We start from the raw sequence: 17,941 nt of genomic DNA, 5'->3' as shown, positions 1-17,941 counted from the left end.
ACACCCCGCGGTGTTCTTGCGTCCATCGCGAGCATGCTCGCTCCTACAGCTTGCGCAGCAACACACTGCCAATCGAATAACCGGCACCGAACGAACTGAGCACCGCCAGCGAACCGGCAGGCAGATCGTCCTGGTTCTTGTGGAACGCAATCACGGACCCGGCGGAGCTGGTGTTGGCGTAGGTGTCGAGAATCACCGGCGCTTCCTGTTCGGTGGCGTCGCGTCCCAGCAGTTTCTTCACGATCAGGTGGTTCATGCTGAGGTTGGCCTGGTGCAGCCAGAAGCGCTTCACGTCGCTGACGTTGAGCTGATTCTCCTGCAGATGCTCAGCGATCAGCTCAGCCACCATCGGGCAGACTTCCTTGAACACCTTGCGGCCTTCCTGCACGAACAGTTTGTCCCTGGCGCCGATGCCCTCTTCCGCCGTGCGGTTGAGGAAGCCGAAGTTGTTGCGGATGTTGTTGGAGAACTTGGTCAGCAGCTTGGTGCTGACGATGTCGAACTGGTGCCTGGACGTCGCCAGGTCGGCACGCTCGATGATCACCGCGGTGGCGGCATCGCCGAAGATAAAGTGGCTGTCACGGTCACGGAAGTTCAGGTGGCCGGTGCAGACTTCCGGGTTGACCATCAGGATCGCCCGGGCCTGGCCCAGTTTCACGCTGTTGGCGGCGGTCTGGATACCGAAGGTCGCCGAAGAACAGGCCACGTTCATGTCGAAACCGAAACCCTGGATGCCCAGCGCTTCCTGCACTTCGATGGCAATGGCCGGGTAGGCACGTTGCAGGTTGGAGCAGGCGACGATCACGCCGTCGATATCTGCGGCAGTCTTGCCGGCGCGCTGCAAGGCTTGTTCGGCCGCGCCGATGGCCATCTGGCACAGCACCGACCACTCGTCGTTGGAACGTTCCGGCAGACGAGGAGCCATGCGTTGCGGGTCGAGGATGCCGTCCTTGTCCATGACAAAGCGGCTCTTGATGCCGGAAGCTTTTTCGATGAATGCGGCGCTGGACTCGGTCAACGCTTCGATTTGACCGCTCGCGATGGCATCGGCGTTGTCGGCGTTGAATTGCGCGACGTAAGTATTGAAAGACTGGACCAGCTCTTCGTTGGAAATGCTGTTGGCCGGGGTGTACAGGCCGGTGCCGCTGATGACGACGTTATGCATGGTCGTGTCTCTAATCTGTTCAGGCAGAAAGTATTGGCACCTTCGTACCAACACGCAAAGGGTCTATTCCCATCCCGGGGACGCAAACCTGGCATCGCTTTATTCCGACATCCGACCTGAACGAGAGGCTCTGGGTCGCGAAAGCGGCGTTTATGGTCGCGAAGTTTGCCATAAACAGTAGATTTTGGCGCTTTTTACTGTAGGAGCGAGCACGCTCCGGGCGGCGTTCCGACGATGAACTGAAGAACACCGCGGGGAATCAGGTTTCCCGCGTTATCGTTGACGTCCATCGCGAGCGTGCTCGCTCCTACAGGGGCGGTGGTGTGTCAGGGTTCCACTTGTGTCCACTGCTTGCTCAGCCGCTTGTCGGAGATCGGTACCCTGGTTCCCAGCTGTTGCGCAAACAGCGATACCCGATACTCCTCCAGCCACCAGCGATACAACTCCAGTTGCGGATCGCGCTTGCCTTCCTGGGCGTGTTTGCCGGCGCGGGTCTGGTATTGCGTCCACAGGCCGCTCAATTCGCCGCTCCAGACCCGATCCCTCTGCACCTGGGCGCCGATTTTCTCGAAGCGCTGTTCGATCGCCTTCAGGTACCGCGGCAATTCCTTGAGCCACTGCATCGGCGTTTCCCGGACGAAACCCGGATAAACCAGATGGCTGAGCTGCTGCTTGATGTCATTCAAGGCCACGGCTTGCGCCAGATCGATCTTGCCCTTGAAGCGCTTTTGCAAACCGTGCCAGAGCTTGAGGATTTCCAGGGTCAGCCTGGCAACACGCTCGGCATGCTCAGTCCAGGCGCCGCGCTTGCGCTCGGCCAGTGACGCCAATCCGGCGCCATCCCGTGGCAACGGGTCTTCGCCCTCAAGAATGCAGCTGTCGAGGCTGGCCAGCAGGATGTCTTCCACCAGCGCATCGACGCGCCCCATGTCGCGGTACAGCAGGCCCAGTTCGGTCAGGCCCGGCAATTTGCCACGCAGGAACTTCGCCGACTCGGCCAGTTGTTGCATCAGCAGCCGCTGCAAGGCGCGGCGATGCTGGAACTCGGCTTCGGCCGGGGTCGAGAACCGCCCTTCCTTGACCGTACCGCTCTCCTCTACCAACGCCGGGTAGACCGTCATCGACAGCCCGGCGATCTTCTGTTGGGTTTTCTCGGCCACGGCGGCGAACACTTTCGGCTCCACCGGTTGCTGGCTCTTCGCGGTTTGCGGCACTGCCAGCGCCGCCTGGCTGGCTTCGGCAAAACGCGCCGTCAGTTGCGCCAGGTCGCGACCTTCACCGAGGAACTTGCCCTGGCCATCGACGATTTCCAGGTTCATCCGCAGATGGCTTTCGACCTGCTGCGCAGCCTCGGCCCAGGCTTCATCGCTGACCCGCGCGCCGGTCATGCGCAACAGCTCGCGCCCCAAAGCCTGGGGCAGCGAGCCCTCGGCAAAGGTCATGCGCTGCAAGGCCGCCTTGACGAAGTCCGGCACCGGCACGAAATTCTTGCGCAGGGCCTTGGGCAGGTTACGTACCAAGGCAATGCACTTGGCTTCGATGACACCGGGCACCAGCCATTCCAGGCGTTCCGGCGGTAGCATCGGCAGCAGCGGAGCCGGCACGCGCAGGGTCACGCCATCCCGTGGATGGTTGGGCTCAAAGTGGTAGCTCAAGGCCAACTCCAGATCGCCGATGTGCAGCGTGTCCGGGTAATGCTGGGCGGTGACTTCACTGGCTTCGCGGGCCAGCACGTCTTCCTCGCGCATGATCAACAGCTGCGGGTCTTTCTGGCTGTTGATCCGGTACCAACTGTCGAAGGTCGCGGTCTGGTGAATCTCCGCCGGCAGCCGCGCATCGTAGAATGCGTACAGGGTTTCTTCGTCGGCGAGGATGTCGCGACGGCGGGCCTTGGCTTCCAGTTCGTCGAGCTGTTCCAGCAGCTGCTTGTTGGCCGTCAGACACTTGGCCTTCGACTGGATTTCACCGCGCACCAGCGCTTCGCGGATAAACAGTTCCCGCGCCACCACCGGATCCACCGGGCCGTAATGCACCGGCCGGCGCCCGACCACGATCAAGCCGAACAGGGTAATCTGCTCGAACGCCACGACCTGGCCGCGCTTCTTCTCCCAATGGGGTTCGAAGTGGTTTTTCTTGATCAGGTGCCCGGCCAGCGGCTCGATCCAGTCAGCATCGATCTTCGCCACCATGCGCGCATAAAGCTTGGTGGTTTCCACCAGTTCGGCCGTCATCAGCCACTGCGGGCGTTTCTTGCCGATGCCCGACGACGGGTGAATCCAGAAACGCCGCTGACGCGCGCCGAGGTAATCGCCCTCCTCGGTTTTCTGGCCGATCTGGCTCAGCAGCCCCACCAGCACCGCTTTGTGCAGTTTCGGATAGTCCGCCGGCTCTTTATTGAGGCTCAGCTGCATGTCGCGGCAGATCAGGCTCAGCTGTCGATGGGAGTCGCGCCACTCGCGCAGGCGCAGGTAATTCAGGAAGTTCTTGCGGCACCAGTTGCGCAACGGGTTGGCGCCCAACGCCTGGCGTTGTTCTTCGAAACCGCGCCACAAGTTGACCAGCCCGGCGAAGTCCGAATCGGCGTCTTTCCACTGGGCGTGAGCCTGATCCGCCGCTTGCTGACGCTCCGGCGGACGCTCGCGCGGGTCCTGGATCGACATGGCGCTGGCGACGATCAGCACTTCCTGCAAGCTGCCCAGCTTCGCCGCTTCCAGCAACATGCGGCCCATGCGCGGGTCCACCGGCAAACGCGCCAGTTGACGACCGAGCGGGGTCAGCTGGCTGTTGCGGTCCACCGCCGACAGCTCTTGCAGCAGGTTGTAGCCGTCACTGATGGCCTTGCCGTCCGGCGGCTCGATAAACGGGAACGCGGTGACCTCGCCAAGGCGCAGGTGCAGCATCTGCAAAATGACCGCCGCGAGGTTGGTACGCAGGATCTCCGGATCGGTAAATTCCGGACGACCGAGGAAATCCTCTTCGCTATACAGGCGCACGCAGATACCCGGCTCGACTCGCCCGCAACGGCCCTTGCGCTGGTTGGCGCTGGCCTGGGAAATCGCTTCGATCGGCAAGCGCTGGACCTTGGCCCGGTAGCTGTAGCGACTGATGCGCGCGGTGCCGCTGTCGATCACGTAGCGGATACCCGGCACGGTCAGCGAGGTTTCCGCGACGTTGGTCGCCAGGACCACGCGACGGCCCGGGTGCGACTGGAAAATCCGCTGTTGCTCGGCCGGCGACAACCGCGCGTACAGCGGCAGGATTTCGGTGTGCTTGAGCTGGGCCTTGCGCAGCATGTCGGCGGCGTCGCGAATCTCCCGCTCACCGGGCAGGAACACCAGCACGTCACCGGGACTGCGGCGCTCGCTGCGCTCATGGGCGGCGATTTCGTCGAGGGCGGCGAGAATCGCCTGATCCACGGTCAGGTCGTCCTCGACGCGGTTGCCCTCCTCGTCCTGCTCCAGCGTCAGCGGGCGATACCAGGTGTCCACCGGGAAGGTGCGACCGGACACTTCGACAATCGGTGCATCGTCGAAATGCTTGGAGAAGCGTTCGAGGTCGATGGTCGCCGAGGTGATGATGACTTTCAGGTCCGGACGACGGGGCAGCAGGGTTTTCAGGTAGCCGAGCAGGAAGTCGATGTTGAGGCTGCGTTCATGGGCCTCGTCGACGATGATCGTGTCGTAGCGTTCCAGATAGCGGTCGTTCTGGGTTTCCGCCAGCAGGATGCCGTCGGTCATCAGTTTGATCAGGGTGTTGGAATCGCTCTGATCCTCGAAACGCACCTGATAGCCGACCAATGCGCCCAGCGGCGTGCCGAGCTCTTCGGCGACCCGGCTGGCGACGCTGCGCGCAGCGATCCGCCGCGGTTGGGTGTGGCCGATCAGGCCGTGCCGGCCACGACCGATTTCCAGGCAGATCTTCGGCAACTGGGTGGTTTTACCCGAACCGGTTTCGCCGGCGATGATCAACACCTGGTGCTTTTCCAGCGCCTTCTTGATTTCGTCGCGCTTGGCGGCGATCGGCAGGCTGTCGTCGTAACGAATCACCGGCAGGCTGGCCTTGCGCGCCAGCACCAGCTCACAGGACGCCTGCATGCGCGCCACCCACTGGGCCAGTTTGGCCTCGTCGGGTTTCTTGCGCAGCTCAAGCAACTGCCGCCGCAGCCGGTGGCGGTCGGCGAGCATGGCGTGATCGAGGTTTTTCAGCAGTTTGTCGATGGAGGGCGATTCGTCGGTCATAGAAGCAGCAGCAAGCTGTAAGCCAAAAGCGGCAAGAGTAACAGAGAAGCAGCTGCAAGCCTCAAGCTACAGGTTGAATGCAGCTTTAACCTGCGGCTTGAAGCTTGTGGCTTACAGCTCCTTTCTCCGATACGGAAACACATCGATCACCTTCCCCGCCCGAATCGCCTCCTGCAACCCCTTCCAGTAATCGGCGTTGTACAACTCGCCATGCAACTGATCGAACAGCCTGCGCTGCCCCGAATCGGCAAACAGGAACGGCGGAAACTCTTCCGGGAACACATCCAGCGGCCCGATCGAATACCAGGGTTCGGAGGCCATTTCGTCCTCGGGTGTGCGCGGTGCCGGGATGTGGCGGAAGTTGGCTTCGGTGAGGAAGCAGATTTCGTCGTAGTCGTAGAACACCACCCGGCCGTGTCGGGTGACGCCGAAGTTCTTCAACAGCATGTCGCCGGGAAAGATGTTGGCCGCCGCCAGTTGCTTGATCGCCAGGCCATAATCTTCCAGGGCCTCGCGCACCTGAGCCTCGTTGGCGTTCTCCAGGTACAGGTTGAGCGGGGTCATGCGCCGTTCGGTCCAGCAGTGGCGGATCAACACCGTGTCGCCTTCCACCGAGACCGTGGACGGTGCGACTTCCAGCAGTTCCTCCAGGCAAGCCGGGTCGAACTTGCTCAAGGGAAAACGGAAGTCGGCGAATTCCTGGGTATCGGCCATGCGCCCTACCCGGTCGACGCTTTTCACCAGGCGATACTTCTCGATCACCGTGGCGCGGTCGACGTTTTTCGATGGCGAGAAACGGTCCTTGATGATTTTGAACACGGTGTTGAAACCCGGCAGGGTGAACACGCTCATGACCATGCCGCGCACACCGGGAGCCATGATGAACCGGTCGTCGGTGTTGGCCAGGTGATTGATCAACGCCCGGTAGAACTCCGACTTGCCGTGCTTGTAGAAGCCGATCGAGGTGTACAGCTCGGCAATGTGCTTGCCCGGCAGGATACGACGCAGGAAGCCGATGAACTCTGCCGGCACCGGCACATCCACCATGAAATACGAACGGGTGAAGGAGAAGATGATCGACACATCTGCTTCGTCGGTGATCAGCGCATCGATCTGGATACCGCGACCTTCGAGGTGCAACAGCGGAATCGCCAGCGGCCATTGCTCATCGGCGGTGTAGATGCGCCCCACCAGGTACGCGCCCTTGTTACGGTAGAGCACCGAGGAAAACAGTTCGACGCTCAGCTCCGGGTCCTTGCATACCCAGTCCGGCAGGTTCTCGCGCAGTTGCACTTCGAGGCGCTTCAGGTCGCCAGGCAGGTCGGCGTAGTCCTCACTGAAGCGGTAGTCGACGAAGATGCTCGCCAGCATGGCCGACAATTGCCCTTGCGGCTTGTAGGTCCGGGTTTGCGCGGCCCGGGCACGACGCAGGCTCGGCCGGGTGGTATGGATGAACATGCAGCCGTCGCTGATCAGGTCGTGGCTGAACAGCCCGCAGAAGATCGAGTTGTACCAGGTCTCGGACAGTTCATCGTCAAAACGCAGGTCGATCAGGCTGATGTAGGCGCTCTTGACCAGCGGCCAGCAACTGACGTCCAGCGTGTCGGCATCGAACGCGGTGCGCAATCGCCCCACCGTTTCAGCGACTTTGTCTTCGTACAGATTGATCCGCGCCGCCGACGCCGACTGTGTCTCTTGCCACCTGGCCTGTTCGAAGCGGGCCCGGGCGCCATCGGTGATCTGGCGAAAATGCTCGCGGTAATCGTCAAAGCCATCGAGGATCAAGCGGGCGATGTCGGCGGCTGGCCATTGCTGCGGCATGGTGAGACCTCTGCGGGAATTCGGGAGTCCTGAGCTTAGCCAGTGAAGCGGGTGCAGGAGAAGCGTAATTTTCCGGGCGAATTGAATGCCCGGTTTGCGGTTGCCATCGCTCACACACTCGGCAACACTTTCGCCCCTCCATCAAGGAAGGACCGCGCTGTGAACCCCGTCGATATATTCCGTTTACTGTCCCTGGCGGCCATTTGGGGAGCGAGTTTCCTGTTCATGCGCATCATCGCCCCGGTGATTGGCAGCATTCCTACCGCTTTTTTCCGTGTATCGATAGCCGCTGCCGGCCTGCTGGTGATTCTTGGGCTGATGCGCATCAGTTGGGACTTCAAGGGCAAGCTCAAGACCGTGATGCTGCTTGGCGTGATCAACTCCGGGATTCCGGCGACGCTCTATTCGGTGGCCGCGCAGGTGCTGCCTGCCGGTTATTCGTCGATTTTCAATGCCACGACACCCTTGATGGGCGTACTGATCGGCGGCCTGTTTTTCCATGAAAGGCTCACTGGCGCCAAACTCGGCGGCGTGTTCCTGGGGCTGGTTGGCGTGGGCGTGCTGACCCGTGCCGGTCCAGTGGCGTTCAATATGGAACTGCTGATGGGGGCCATTGCCTGCCTGCTCGCGACCACTTGCTACGGCTTCGCCGGTTTTCTCGCCCGGCGCTGGCTCGACCAGGCCGGAGGCCTCGACAGCCGCTTGTCGGCACTGGGCAGCATGCTCGGTGCGACCTTGTTCATGCTGCCGCTGTTCGGCTACAGCGTGATCAGCCAGCCACCCGCGAACTGGGGCGGCTGGAGCGTATGGTTGTCGTTGCTGGGGTTGGGTCTGGGATGTACGGCGTTTGCGTACATTGTTTACTTCCGGCTCCTGAGCTCCATTGGCCCGGTGAAATCGATGACCACGACCTTCCTGATCCCGCTGTTCGGTGTGTTGTGGGGGGCGTTGTTTCTCGATGAGCCACTGTCGATGGCGCATGTCTATGGCGGGATGTTGATTGCGCTGGCGTTGTGGTTGGTGTTGAAGCCAGGGTTGGTGGTTGACCGGTAGTCTTGTGACGTTGCCGATGACGCCTTCGCGGGCAGGCCCGCTCCCACAGTGATGGGTGCCGAACACAAACTCTGTCTTCGGCGCAGAACCTTGTGGGAGCGAGCCTGCTCGCGAAGGCGTCAGCCCTGGCGCCGACAATCACAAGGCCGAATCACTCACCTCCCCATCCACCAACCGCCGAATCCCCAGCGGATTGCCGTTCTGCAACGCCTCGGGCAGCAGCGCATCCGGATAGTTCTGGAAACATACCGGCCGCAGGAAGCGATCGATCGCCAGGCTGCCGACCGAAGTGCCCCGCGAGTCGGACGTCGCCGGATACGGCCCACCATGCACCATGGCCTCGCAGACTTCGACCCCGGTCGGATAGCCATTGAGCAAGATCCGTCCGACCTTCTCCTGGAGCAATTCAGCCAGCCAGCGGTACTCCAGCAATTCTTCGGCCTCGCCGATCAACGTCGCCGTCAATTGCCCGCGCAGGCCATGCAGCGCCGCCGCCAACTGCGCTCGATCCTCGACCTCGACGATAATGGTGGTCGGCCCGAACACTTCCTCCTGCAACAACTCATCGCCCTTGAGCAACAGGCTGACATCGGCCTTGAACACCTGCGGTTGCGCCTGATTGCCCTGTTGCGGCCGGCCCGCCAGATGGGTCAGGCCCAGATGCTCGTGCAGTTCGCCGAGGCCCCGGCTGTAGCTGGTCAGCGCGCCGGCGTTGAGCATGGTTTGCGCCGGTTGCTGGTTCATGTGGGCGCAGAATGTCTCAAGGAAAGAACTGAACTGCGGCGAACGCAGGCCAACGACCAAACCCGGATTGGTGCAGAACTGGCCGCAACCCAGGGTGACCGAACCGGCCAATTGCGCCGCGATCTGCTCGCCACGCTCCTTGAGGGCTTCGGGCAGCAAGAACACCGGGTTGATGCTCGACATCTCGGCGAACACCGGGATCGGCTGAGCCCGGTTGGCGGCCATATGGCTCAGGGCATTGCCGCCCTTGAGCGAACCGGTGAAGCCGACTGCCTGAATCGCCGGATGCTTGACCAGCCGTTCGCCGACACCGCCGCCATAAATCATGTTGAACACCCCGGCTGGCATGCCGGTTTTTTCCGCGCCGCGGATGATCGCGTCAGCCACCCACTCGGCGGTTGCCATGTGCCCGCTGTGGGCCTTGAACACCACCGGGCAACCGGCGGCCAGTGCCGAAGCGGTATCGCCGCCGGCCGTGGAAAACGCCAAAGGGAAGTTACTGGCGCCGAACACTGCTACCGGCCCCAGGCCGATGCGGTACTGACGCAGATCCGGACGTGGCAACGGCTGCCGATCCGGCAGTGCGCGGTCGATGCGCGCACCAAGGAAATCACCGCGACGCAGCACCTTGGCGAACAGGCGCAACTGGCCGCTGGTGCGTGCGCGTTCACCTTGGATACGCCCGGCCGGCAAGGCTGTTTCGCGGCATACGGTGGCGACGAACTCATCGCCCAGTTCGTCGATTTCATCGGCGATGGCATCGAGAAACCGCGCACGTTGCTCCGCGCTCAAGTTGCGGTAGATCGGGTAGGCCGCCGCCGCTGCTTTCGCAGCAGCATCCACTTCGGCTTCGCTGGCCTGGATAAAGGTTCCGGGCAACGGCTCGCCGGTGGTGGCGTCGAGGCTTTGCAGTCGAAGCGTGCCGTTGGCGCTGCGGCGACCGCCAATGTAATTGTGTCCAGATAACGTGGTCATGAGTGATTCCTTGATCGTCTGGCTAGCCGAGGATTTTTGCGGCGCTCTCGAGTCCATCGCGAGCGTGCTCGCTCCTACAGTGTGCGTACCTGACCGATGGACACTGGCTGGGCACTTTCACCGATGCCATTGACCAGCGGCGCACCGAACTCCTCGAGGCTGATCTGGAAACGGTCTCCCGGCCGGGTCTTCACCCCGTCGGCAAACGACAGCGTGGCGGTGCCGAAGTAATGCACGTGAACATCGCCGGGACGCAGGAACTGCGCGTACTTGAAGTGATGGAATTCCAGATTGGCCAGGCTGTGGCACATGTTGTCCTCGCCACTGAGGAATTCCTTTTCCCAGAGAGTCTGGCCGTTGCGCTTGATGCGGCTGGTGCCGACCAGGTGACGGGGCAGCTCGCCTACTCGCAACTCGGGGCCGTAGGAGCAACTGCGCAGTTTCGAATGGGCGAGGTACAGGTAATTGCGCCGCTCCATGACGTGGTCGGAGAACTCGTTGCCAAGGGCATAACCCAAGCGATACGGCTGACCGTCATCGCCAATCACATAGAGCCCGGTCAGCTCCGGTTCTTCGCCGGCATCCTCGGCGAACGGCGGCACCGGGAAGTCCGCACCGGGCCGCACGACGATGCTGCCGTCGCCCTTGTAGAACCACTCCGGCTGCGCACCGACCTGCCCGTCTGCCGGCTTGCCGCCTTCCAGCCCCCACTTGAACATGCGCATGGTATCGGTCATCCCGGCTTCGACCGCGCCATCGTGCTGGTGCATCTTGTCCCGCGTCGAGGCGCTGCCCAGGTGGGTCAGGCCGGTGCCGCTGATCAGGCAATGCGCCGTGTCTTCATGATCCAGCGGCGGCAGTACCCGGTGCTCCTGCAACAACTGCGCGTAATCCAGGCTCGCTTCGCTGCCGCGCAAAATGACCTCTTCGGCCAAGCTGTGCCGGGCCCGGATAGCCGCAAGTGCCAGTTCGCGAGTAGTGCGAGTGTCTTTCAACACCTGAACCTGTGAACCATCGACAACGCCCACCTGGCGCTGACCGTCAGTGTTTTCAAATTGAATCAGGCGCATGTCGGCCCTCCCGAAAGTTGTGGTGGGCACCGCCCGAGAGCGGTGCCTGGCGGTCACTCGATGATGTTGAATTCGCTCAGGTACTCATCGGAGATTTCCAGACCCAGCCCCGGTTTGTTGTCGTCGAGCTGGATATAGCCGTTGACCGGTTGCGGCTCGCCCTTGAACACGTAGTAGAAGAGTTCGTTGCCGACCTCGACGTCGAACACCGGGAAGAACTCGGCCATCGGCGAGGCGGTGGTGGACATGGTCAGGTGGTAGTTGTGCATCTGCCCGGCATGTGGAATCACCGGCACCGACCAGGCCTCGGCCATGGCATTGATCTTGCGCGCGGCGGTGATGCCGCCGACGCGGTTGGTGTCGTACTGGATCACGTCGACGGCGCGGCGCTCCAGCAGGTCCTTGAAGCCGTAGGAAGTGAACTCGTGCTCGCCGCCGGAGATCGGCATGATCCCCATCTTCTTCAGCTCGATATAGCCTTCGATGTCATCGGCGATCACCGGTTCTTCGAGCCAGCGCGGTTCGAACTCGGCCAGTTTCGGCAACATGCGGCGCGCATATTCGAGGGTCCAGCCCATGTAGCATTCGAGCATGATGTCGACGTCAGGGCCGGCCAGCAAACGCAGGGCGCGCACTTGTTCGATGTTGCGGCGCATGCCGGCCGGGCCGTCTTTCGGGCCATAGCCGAAGCGCATCTTCAGCGCGGTGAACCCCTGATTCAGGTAGCCCTGGGCCTCTTCGAGGAACAGGTCGAGATTGTCGTTGGCGTAGAGTTTGGACGCGTAGGTCCAGATCTTTTCCTTGGTGCGCCCGCCCAGCAGCTTGAACACCGGCTTGTTCACCGCTTTGCCCATGATGTCCCAGATCGCGATGTCGACCGCCGAGATCGCTGCCATGCCAATGCCTTTGCGGCCCCAGGCATGGCTCTGGCGGTACATCTTCTGCCAGATGTATTCGTTGTCGAACGGGTCTTCACCGATGGCGATCGGCGCCAGGTAGGTGTCGATGATTTCCTTGGCTACACGGGGCGCCAGGGCGCAGTTGCCGATGCCGACAAGGCCGGTGTCAGTCTCGACTTCCACCACCAGCCAGCCGTGGAAACGGAACGAGCCCATGGCGTCGCCCCGTTCGAACAGGATGTCGCTGGCGTTGGTGCAAAAGTGCGCTTGTGGCGGGACGACTTTGCCTTTCCACTCGAAAACGCGGGTACGGATCGCTTTGATTTTCATGAATACAGTTCCTTGCTAACGCATGGGTAGTGATCAGCCAACCTGAGCCGGTGTGAGCTGCGAGGGGGATTTGGGGGTATGGGTGGTGCGTAGTCGGGACAGCAGGACGGCGCCGATAATGCCCACCGTGGCCAGGGCGAACATGCCGGCACGGGGGTCTGCAAAACTGCTTTCCATCACGGTTTTCAGGTTCGGCGCAACGAAGCCGCCGAGGTTGCCGATGGAGTTGATCAGGGCGATCCCGCCAGCAGCGGCGGCACCGCTGAGGTAGCTGGTGGGGATGGTCCAGAACAGCGGTTGCACCGAGACGAAACCGGCAGCCGCGAAGCAGAACGCGAGCACCACCGGTACCATGCTCGTACCCAGCGCGGAGGCGGCAATACCCAGGGCAGCCATGGTCAGCATGCACACGGCGAGGCGACGGTGCTGGCCGGTACGGTCGGCATAGCGAGTGACGAGGCGAGTCACAATCAGCGCGCAGACCCAGGGGATTGCGGTGATCAGGCCGACGTTAAGGCCAACATGCCCGTCAAGCAAACCTGCGATACGGGTCGGCAGGTAGAACACCACGCCGTACACGCTCATCTGAATGGTGAAATACGCCAGGCAGAATTGCAGCACCCGAGGGTTGCGCAAGGCACTGAGGAAGCCGTGGGGGCTGCTGTGTTTTTTCTGCGCGTCTTCGTCTGCCAGGGCGGTTTCCAGTGCCTGTTTTTCTTCAGCACTGAGCCAGCTGGCCTCAGCCGGACGATTGACCAGGTAGAAGTACGCGACGATGCCGACCACCGAAGCCATCAAGCCCTCGACGACGAACAACCACTGCCAGTTGGTCAGGCCGAACACGCCGTGGAAATCCAGCAGCCAGCCGGACAACGGGCTGCCCAACACCAGCGCCAGGGGCAGGCCGAAATAGAACAGGCCCAGCGCCTGGCCACGGCTCTGCGCCGGGAACCAGTAGGTGAGGTAAAGGATGATCCCCGGGAAGAACCCGGCTTCGGCCACACCCAGCAGGAAGCGCAGCACGTAGAAGGTCTGGGCATTGTGAGCGAACATCATCGCCGCCGACACCAGGCCCCAGGTGACCATGATCCGGCACAGCCAGACCTTGGCGCCGAGGCGATGCAGCATGTAGTTGCTCGGCACTTCGAAGCACGCGTAACCGATGAAGAAGATGCTCGCGCCAAACGCGAACGCGGCATCGCCCAACCCGGTGTCAGCCTGCAACGCCGCTTTGGCGAAGCCGACGTTGGAGCGATCGATGAACGCCAGGATGTACATCAGAATCAGAAAGGGCAGCAGGCGAAGCCGGCTTTTGGTGATAGCGCTGGACAGCGCCAGGACGGAATCTGGGCGGGTCATATGAGTGTTCCTTTGCTGCCGGTATGTGCCTTGCGGAAGTGACAAGGCGGGCTTTTTGTAGTTGTCATTCGCTTGATTGCAGTGGCCGAAAATGCTCGGTTGCGTTCATTCGACGGAGCGACTTTAGCCAGCGCAAAGGGCGGCGAATAATCACTTATGCGTATCCACCGATAACCTGGGGTGATAGCAAAACCCAACAAGTTGGCAGATCGGATATCAGCCATACACAAAACAAATGTGGGAGCGAGCCTGCTCGCGAATGCGGCCTGGCAGTCACTGCAAAAGTGTCTGGCATACCGTCTTCGCGAGCAGGCTCGCTCCCACAGGGAACTACGGTGAATCAGTTGTTATGGGAACCCATCCGGCAGGCAATCTCGAACGCCTGGCGGATCGCGCCGACATTCGCCTTGCCCTGCCCCGCGATGTCGAACGCAGTGCCATGGGCCGGGGTGGTGATCGGGATCGGCAGACCGCCCTGCACCGTCACGCCACGGGAAAACCCCATCAGCTTGATCGCGATCTGGCCCTGATCGTGGTACATGGTCACTACCGCGTCGAAGGCACTGGCATCGCCCTGGACCTTGAGGAAAATGGTGTCGGCCGGATAGGGCCCGTCCGCCGCGATCCCCAGCGCCTGCGCCGAGCGCACGGCCGGGCCGATGATGTCCAGTTCCTCGCGACCGAACGAGCCGTTGTCGCCGTTGTGCGGATTCAAGCCACACACACCGATTCGTGGTTTCTCCAGACCATTGCGCTTGAGCGCCGTGTCGATCAGTTGAATCGCTTCCACCACCCGTTGCTGGCTGAGCAGGCCTGGTACATCGGCCAGGGCCACATGGGAGGTCACCCGTGAAGTCCAGAGATTGTCGAGCACGTTGAACTCGCAGAACGGGCCGTGGAAGTCCAGCAGCTCGGCGAACCAGTGCAACTCATCGCTGTGCGCCATGCCCGCCATGTGCAGCGAGGTCTTGTTCAATGGCCCGAACAGCACCGCATCGGTGATGCCCGCTTCGGTCAGACGCAGGGCTTTTTCCAGGGTGTCGAGGCTATAGCGCCCGCCGATGACGCTGGCCTCGCTGCGTGCAAACTCACCGACGGTGTCGCCACGAAAGTCGTAGAACAACGGCGTGTCATCGACGAATGCCAGATGCTCCAGGGACTCGACGCGACGGTAGGGAAACTCCATCCCGGCGATGCGCATGCCGCGGCGCATTTCCGCTTCGTCGGCGATCAGGATCACGTTGGCCTGGCTGCGCACTTCGGGCTCGCCGAGCAAGCGGGCGATCAGTTCCGGGCCGATGCCCGCCGGGTCGCCAAGGACCATCGCGATGGTGGATTTACTCATGCTTCACTCCTCAAGGATTCAGGCAACGCCCGGTCAATGGCGCAAGGCTCGCAGCGATAGACCCGCTGCGCGTTGCCATGGAAAAGTCGCTCCTGATCGGCCATTGGCAAATCGGCAACGATGGATTTGAAACCGCTATAGATGTCGTCGAACGAGCCACACAAGCTGTCCACCGGAAAGTTGCTGGCAAACATCGCTCTGTCGCTGCCGAACATGGCGATGACTTCGCGCACGATCCAGGCGTTATCCTTGGCGCGCCAGCGCTGGCCGCGCTGCCCCAGGCCGGAAATCTTCACCTGCACGTTAGGCCATTGCGCCAGCCGCGCCATCGCCAGACGCCAGCCCGCCAGGCCTTCGGCACTGCGGTCGCTGGGCAAACCGGCATGGTTGAGGATCAGCGTGATACCGGGAAAATCCCGAACCAGGCGTTCGGCTTCGTGCAGGTTCCACCAGGGTGTCTGCAAATCGAAATGCAGGCCCAGCCCTTCGAGCGCGGCATAGCTGCGACGCCAATGCTCATCGCTCATCAGGCTGCGCATGTGCCCCACCTGTTGCGGCGTGGCCGGCCCGCCGGGCTTGTGCCGAACGCTGCGCACATGCTTGAAGCGCGCCTGCTCGGTCAGGACATCGATGGCGTCCGGGTGGTCGAGCCAGGCTTGCGCCACAACCGCATTCGGCACGCCGTAACGGGTGGCCAGTTGCTCGATGAAACGGGTTTCGCCAATCGGGTCCCGGGGGTTCCATTCGGTCTCGACATACACCGTTTGCACGACGTTATGGGAACCGACATCGGCGAAGTAATCCTCGGGAAAATAGCGGCGCTTGATGGCGCTGTAATCACCATAGCGAAACGCAACATTGGCCTCGGGGGCGAGCCACGGGTGATCGTTGATCGTTGGGTCCCAGAAATGATGATGGGCGTCGATGATCGGGCCGTCCCACAACTCAGTCATGACGCACCTCATCCAGGCTGATGAACAACGTGGCTAGAACAAACACCGCCGAGCACACCGCGAAGAACCCGAGCACCGGGGCAAAACCGCCAGCTGCTTGCAGTATCACGCCCACCAGGATTGGCACCGCAATGCCACCGGTGCTGCCGGCCATGTTCATCACGCCGCCGATCAGGCCGACCCGCGCCGGAGCGGCCAGCAGCGCCGGGAAACTCCAGTAGAGGCTGCCCCACATCAGGAAAAACGCAGTCATGGCCAGCAGCGCCACCGCCGCAAAAGGATGGCTCAGGGTCGGCAGCAACAGGAACGCGCCGAGGGCCACCAGCCCGGAGAATGCCAGCAGGCTCTTGACCGCCACACCGCGACCGACGCCCTTGCGAATCAAACCATCGCAGAGGAAGCCACCGGTCAACGAGCCGAGCGCACCGCAGATGAAAATCACGAAAGTCGCCGCGCCGATGCCCTTGATATCGAAGCCGCGGGCCTGGGCCAGATAGCTCGGCCCCCAGGTCAGCAGACCGAAATACACCATGGCCCAACTGGCCCGGCCGATCAGCAGACCGCTCAGGGAACGGGCCGCAATGCCCAAGCCCTTGACCGGCATCCGCGCGGCCTCGGCGGCCGGTGTGGCGCGGCCGACGTTGATCTTTTCCAGCTCCGCCTCATTGACCTGCGGATGGCTGGCCGGGTCATCGCGCAGATAACGCCACGCCAGCCAGGCCAGTACCAGGGTGGCGATACCGGCAATCACGAACGCCAGGCGCCAGGAGTCCAGCGAGGCAATCAGGTAGGCAATGATCAATCCGCCAAGGGCCACGCCCAGCGGGCTGCCGCTGTCCATCAATACCGCACCGCGACTGCGCTCGCTCGGTGCGAGCCACAGGGAAATCAGCTTGCCACCCGACGGGAACAGCGGGGCTTCGGCGGCGCCCAGTGCAACCCGGGCAAACAACAAGGACAAGCCGCCGGTGGCAAACGCCGCCAACACCTGAAACGTCCCCCACAACCCGGTGGACCAACTGATGACCCGATGCGGACCAAAGCGATCGATCAACCAGCCGCCGGGAATCTGCAACAACGCGTAGGCCCAGAAGAAGCTACTGAGGATCAGCCCCTGCAGGCTGGGTGACAGGGAAAACTCATGAGCGATGGTCGGCATTGCAATGGACAGCGACACCCGGTCGATCAGGTTGACCATGGTCAGCGCGAAGATGATCGCGAAGATCCGCCATCGCACGCTGCTGGCCCTGTTGAGGTGCGTCTGCGCGGGAGCTTCGGCCTGGGACGGGACAACTTCGCCGCCCAGGTTCAGGGATGCACTGGATCGAGCCATGGTGCGTACCTCTTTTATTATTTTTGTGGAGACAGCAACGCCGCTTCCTGGCGGCGTTTGTGAGCACTATCGAAGGCCCGGTGATAACCGTCTAATCAAAACTTGAAATCGGGTGATAGCTTCGAGTTATGCCATGTGCTGCTTTCATTGTGCTTTCAGCGTTGGCACGCATTCATTTCTGGCCGCCAACTACTACGCGTGTTTACTGGGTAACTGCGGTGTTTTTGAGTACATCGCTACAAAGCGATCAATTTTGCTTTTCTGTAGGAGCGAGCACGCTCGCGATGGTGGATCAGACACCTAGGGCTATCAGGCAGCCAGCGTCATCGTTGGCGACCATCGCGAGCTTGCTCGCTCCTACAAAGGATCAATTTGCTTTTCTGTAGGAGCGAGCACGCTCGCGATGGTGGACCAGACACCTCGGGGTATCAGGCAACCAGCGTCATCGTTGGCGACCATCGCGAGCTTGCTCGCTCCTACAAAGGATCAATTTGCTTTTCTGTAGGAGCGAGCATGAACTGGCCTAATGATCCCGGACACCTCTTAAGGGCGATATGATTCGCCCAATCAGGAGGTTCCATGCAAGAGCGAAAGACCTATACCCGCGAGTTCAAGCAACGTGCTGCCAGCATGGTTCTTGATGACAACTGCTCGAT

General features: G+C 61.7%; 11 protein-coding genes. 1 reads left to right on the top strand and 10 read right to left on the bottom strand.

Going from position 1 to position 17,941, the window contains the following annotated elements:
* Nucleotides 1-43: 43 nt before the first annotated feature.
* From CAG47_RS26120 to aceK, 3 genes are all read right to left on the bottom strand, one after another.
* On the bottom strand, nt 44-1,165 hold the full coding sequence (locus CAG47_RS26120; RefSeq protein ID WP_085729013.1) for a beta-ketoacyl-ACP synthase III: 1,122 nt from the start codon (nt 1,163-1,165) through the stop codon (nt 44-46).
* Nucleotides 1,166-1,491: 326 nt separating this feature from the next.
* Nucleotides 1,492-5,403: an ATP-dependent RNA helicase HrpA gene (hrpA, locus tag CAG47_RS26115; RefSeq protein WP_085729011.1), complete on the bottom strand. Its 3,912-nt coding sequence runs from the start codon at nt 5,401-5,403 to the stop codon at nt 1,492-1,494.
* Between the two features lie 111 nt (nt 5,404-5,514).
* Nucleotides 5,515-7,224, bottom strand: coding sequence for a bifunctional isocitrate dehydrogenase kinase/phosphatase (aceK, locus tag CAG47_RS26110; protein WP_085729009.1), 1,710 nt, complete (start codon nt 7,222-7,224; stop codon nt 5,515-5,517).
* A gap of 159 nt (nt 7,225-7,383) precedes the next feature.
* On the opposite strand from aceK, the gene CAG47_RS26105 reads away from it, so the two are divergent.
* Nucleotides 7,384-8,277 (top strand): DMT family transporter, encoded by an 894-nt coding sequence (locus CAG47_RS26105; RefSeq protein WP_085728936.1) that lies wholly within the window; start codon nt 7,384-7,386, stop codon nt 8,275-8,277.
* Nucleotides 8,278-8,415: 138 nt separating this feature from the next.
* On the opposite strand, the gene CAG47_RS26100 is transcribed toward CAG47_RS26105, so the two are convergent.
* The 7 genes from CAG47_RS26100 to CAG47_RS26070 form a co-directional block, all read right to left on the bottom strand.
* A complete protein-coding gene (locus CAG47_RS26100) occupies nt 8,416-9,996 on the bottom strand; it encodes an aldehyde dehydrogenase (NADP(+)) (RefSeq protein WP_085728890.1) in 1,581 nt (526 codons plus the stop codon).
* 74 nt (nt 9,997-10,070) lie between these two features.
* Nucleotides 10,071-11,066, bottom strand: a complete 996-nt coding sequence (gene araD1, locus CAG47_RS26095) for an AraD1 family protein (protein WP_085728888.1) — start codon at nt 11,064-11,066, stop codon at nt 10,071-10,073.
* A gap of 53 nt (nt 11,067-11,119) precedes the next feature.
* Nucleotides 11,120-12,295: an L-rhamnonate dehydratase gene (locus tag CAG47_RS26090; RefSeq protein WP_085728886.1), complete on the bottom strand. Its 1,176-nt coding sequence runs from the start codon at nt 12,293-12,295 to the stop codon at nt 11,120-11,122.
* Between the two features lie 33 nt (nt 12,296-12,328).
* Complete coding sequence (locus CAG47_RS26085; protein WP_085728884.1) at nt 12,329-13,654, bottom strand: MFS transporter; 1,326 nt, start codon at nt 13,652-13,654, stop codon at nt 12,329-12,331.
* 340 nt (nt 13,655-13,994) lie between these two features.
* Nucleotides 13,995-14,999 (bottom strand): 4-hydroxythreonine-4-phosphate dehydrogenase PdxA, encoded by a 1,005-nt coding sequence (locus CAG47_RS26080; protein ID WP_085728882.1) that lies wholly within the window; start codon nt 14,997-14,999, stop codon nt 13,995-13,997.
* Complete coding sequence (locus CAG47_RS26075; RefSeq protein ID WP_085728880.1) at nt 14,996-15,952, bottom strand: amidohydrolase; 957 nt, start codon at nt 15,950-15,952, stop codon at nt 14,996-14,998. The genes CAG47_RS26080 and CAG47_RS26075 overlap by 4 nt, the downstream gene beginning before the upstream one ends.
* Complete coding sequence (locus CAG47_RS26070; protein ID WP_085728878.1) at nt 15,945-17,285, bottom strand: MFS transporter; 1,341 nt, start codon at nt 17,283-17,285, stop codon at nt 15,945-15,947. The genes CAG47_RS26075 and CAG47_RS26070 overlap by 8 nt, the downstream gene beginning before the upstream one ends.
* Nucleotides 17,286-17,941: the final 656 nt, after the last annotated feature.

The organism is Pseudomonas sp. R37(2017), from assembly GCF_002113375.1.
Taxonomy (GTDB): domain Bacteria; phylum Pseudomonadota; class Gammaproteobacteria; order Pseudomonadales; family Pseudomonadaceae; genus Aquipseudomonas.
The sequence above is the reverse complement of the archived record's forward strand: the minus strand, read 5'-3'. Positions and strand labels throughout refer to the sequence as shown.

Bases quoted from the DNA above. Each gene is read 5' to 3' on its own strand.
- CAG47_RS26120 (WP_085729013.1), bottom strand. From the start codon at position 1,165: ATGCATAACGTCGTCATCAGCGGCACCGGCCTGTACACCCCGGCCAAC.
- hrpA (WP_085729011.1), bottom strand. From the start codon at position 5,403: ATGACCGACGAATCGCCCTCCATCGACAAACTGCTGAAAAACCTCGAT.
- aceK (WP_085729009.1), bottom strand. From the start codon at position 7,224: ATGCCGCAGCAATGGCCAGCCGCCGACATCGCCCGCTTGATCCTCGAT.
- CAG47_RS26100 (WP_085728890.1), bottom strand. From the start codon at position 9,996: ATGACCACGTTATCTGGACACAATTACATTGGCGGTCGCCGCAGCGCC.
- araD1 (WP_085728888.1), bottom strand. From the start codon at position 11,066: ATGCGCCTGATTCAATTTGAAAACACTGACGGTCAGCGCCAGGTGGGC.
- CAG47_RS26090 (WP_085728886.1), bottom strand. From the start codon at position 12,295: ATGAAAATCAAAGCGATCCGTACCCGCGTTTTCGAGTGGAAAGGCAAA.
- CAG47_RS26085 (WP_085728884.1), bottom strand. From the start codon at position 13,654: ATGACCCGCCCAGATTCCGTCCTGGCGCTGTCCAGCGCTATCACCAAA.
- CAG47_RS26080 (WP_085728882.1), bottom strand. From the start codon at position 14,999: ATGAGTAAATCCACCATCGCGATGGTCCTTGGCGACCCGGCGGGCATC.
- CAG47_RS26075 (WP_085728880.1), bottom strand. From the start codon at position 15,952: ATGACTGAGTTGTGGGACGGCCCGATCATCGACGCCCATCATCATTTC.
- CAG47_RS26070 (WP_085728878.1), bottom strand. From the start codon at position 17,285: ATGGCTCGATCCAGTGCATCCCTGAACCTGGGCGGCGAAGTTGTCCCG.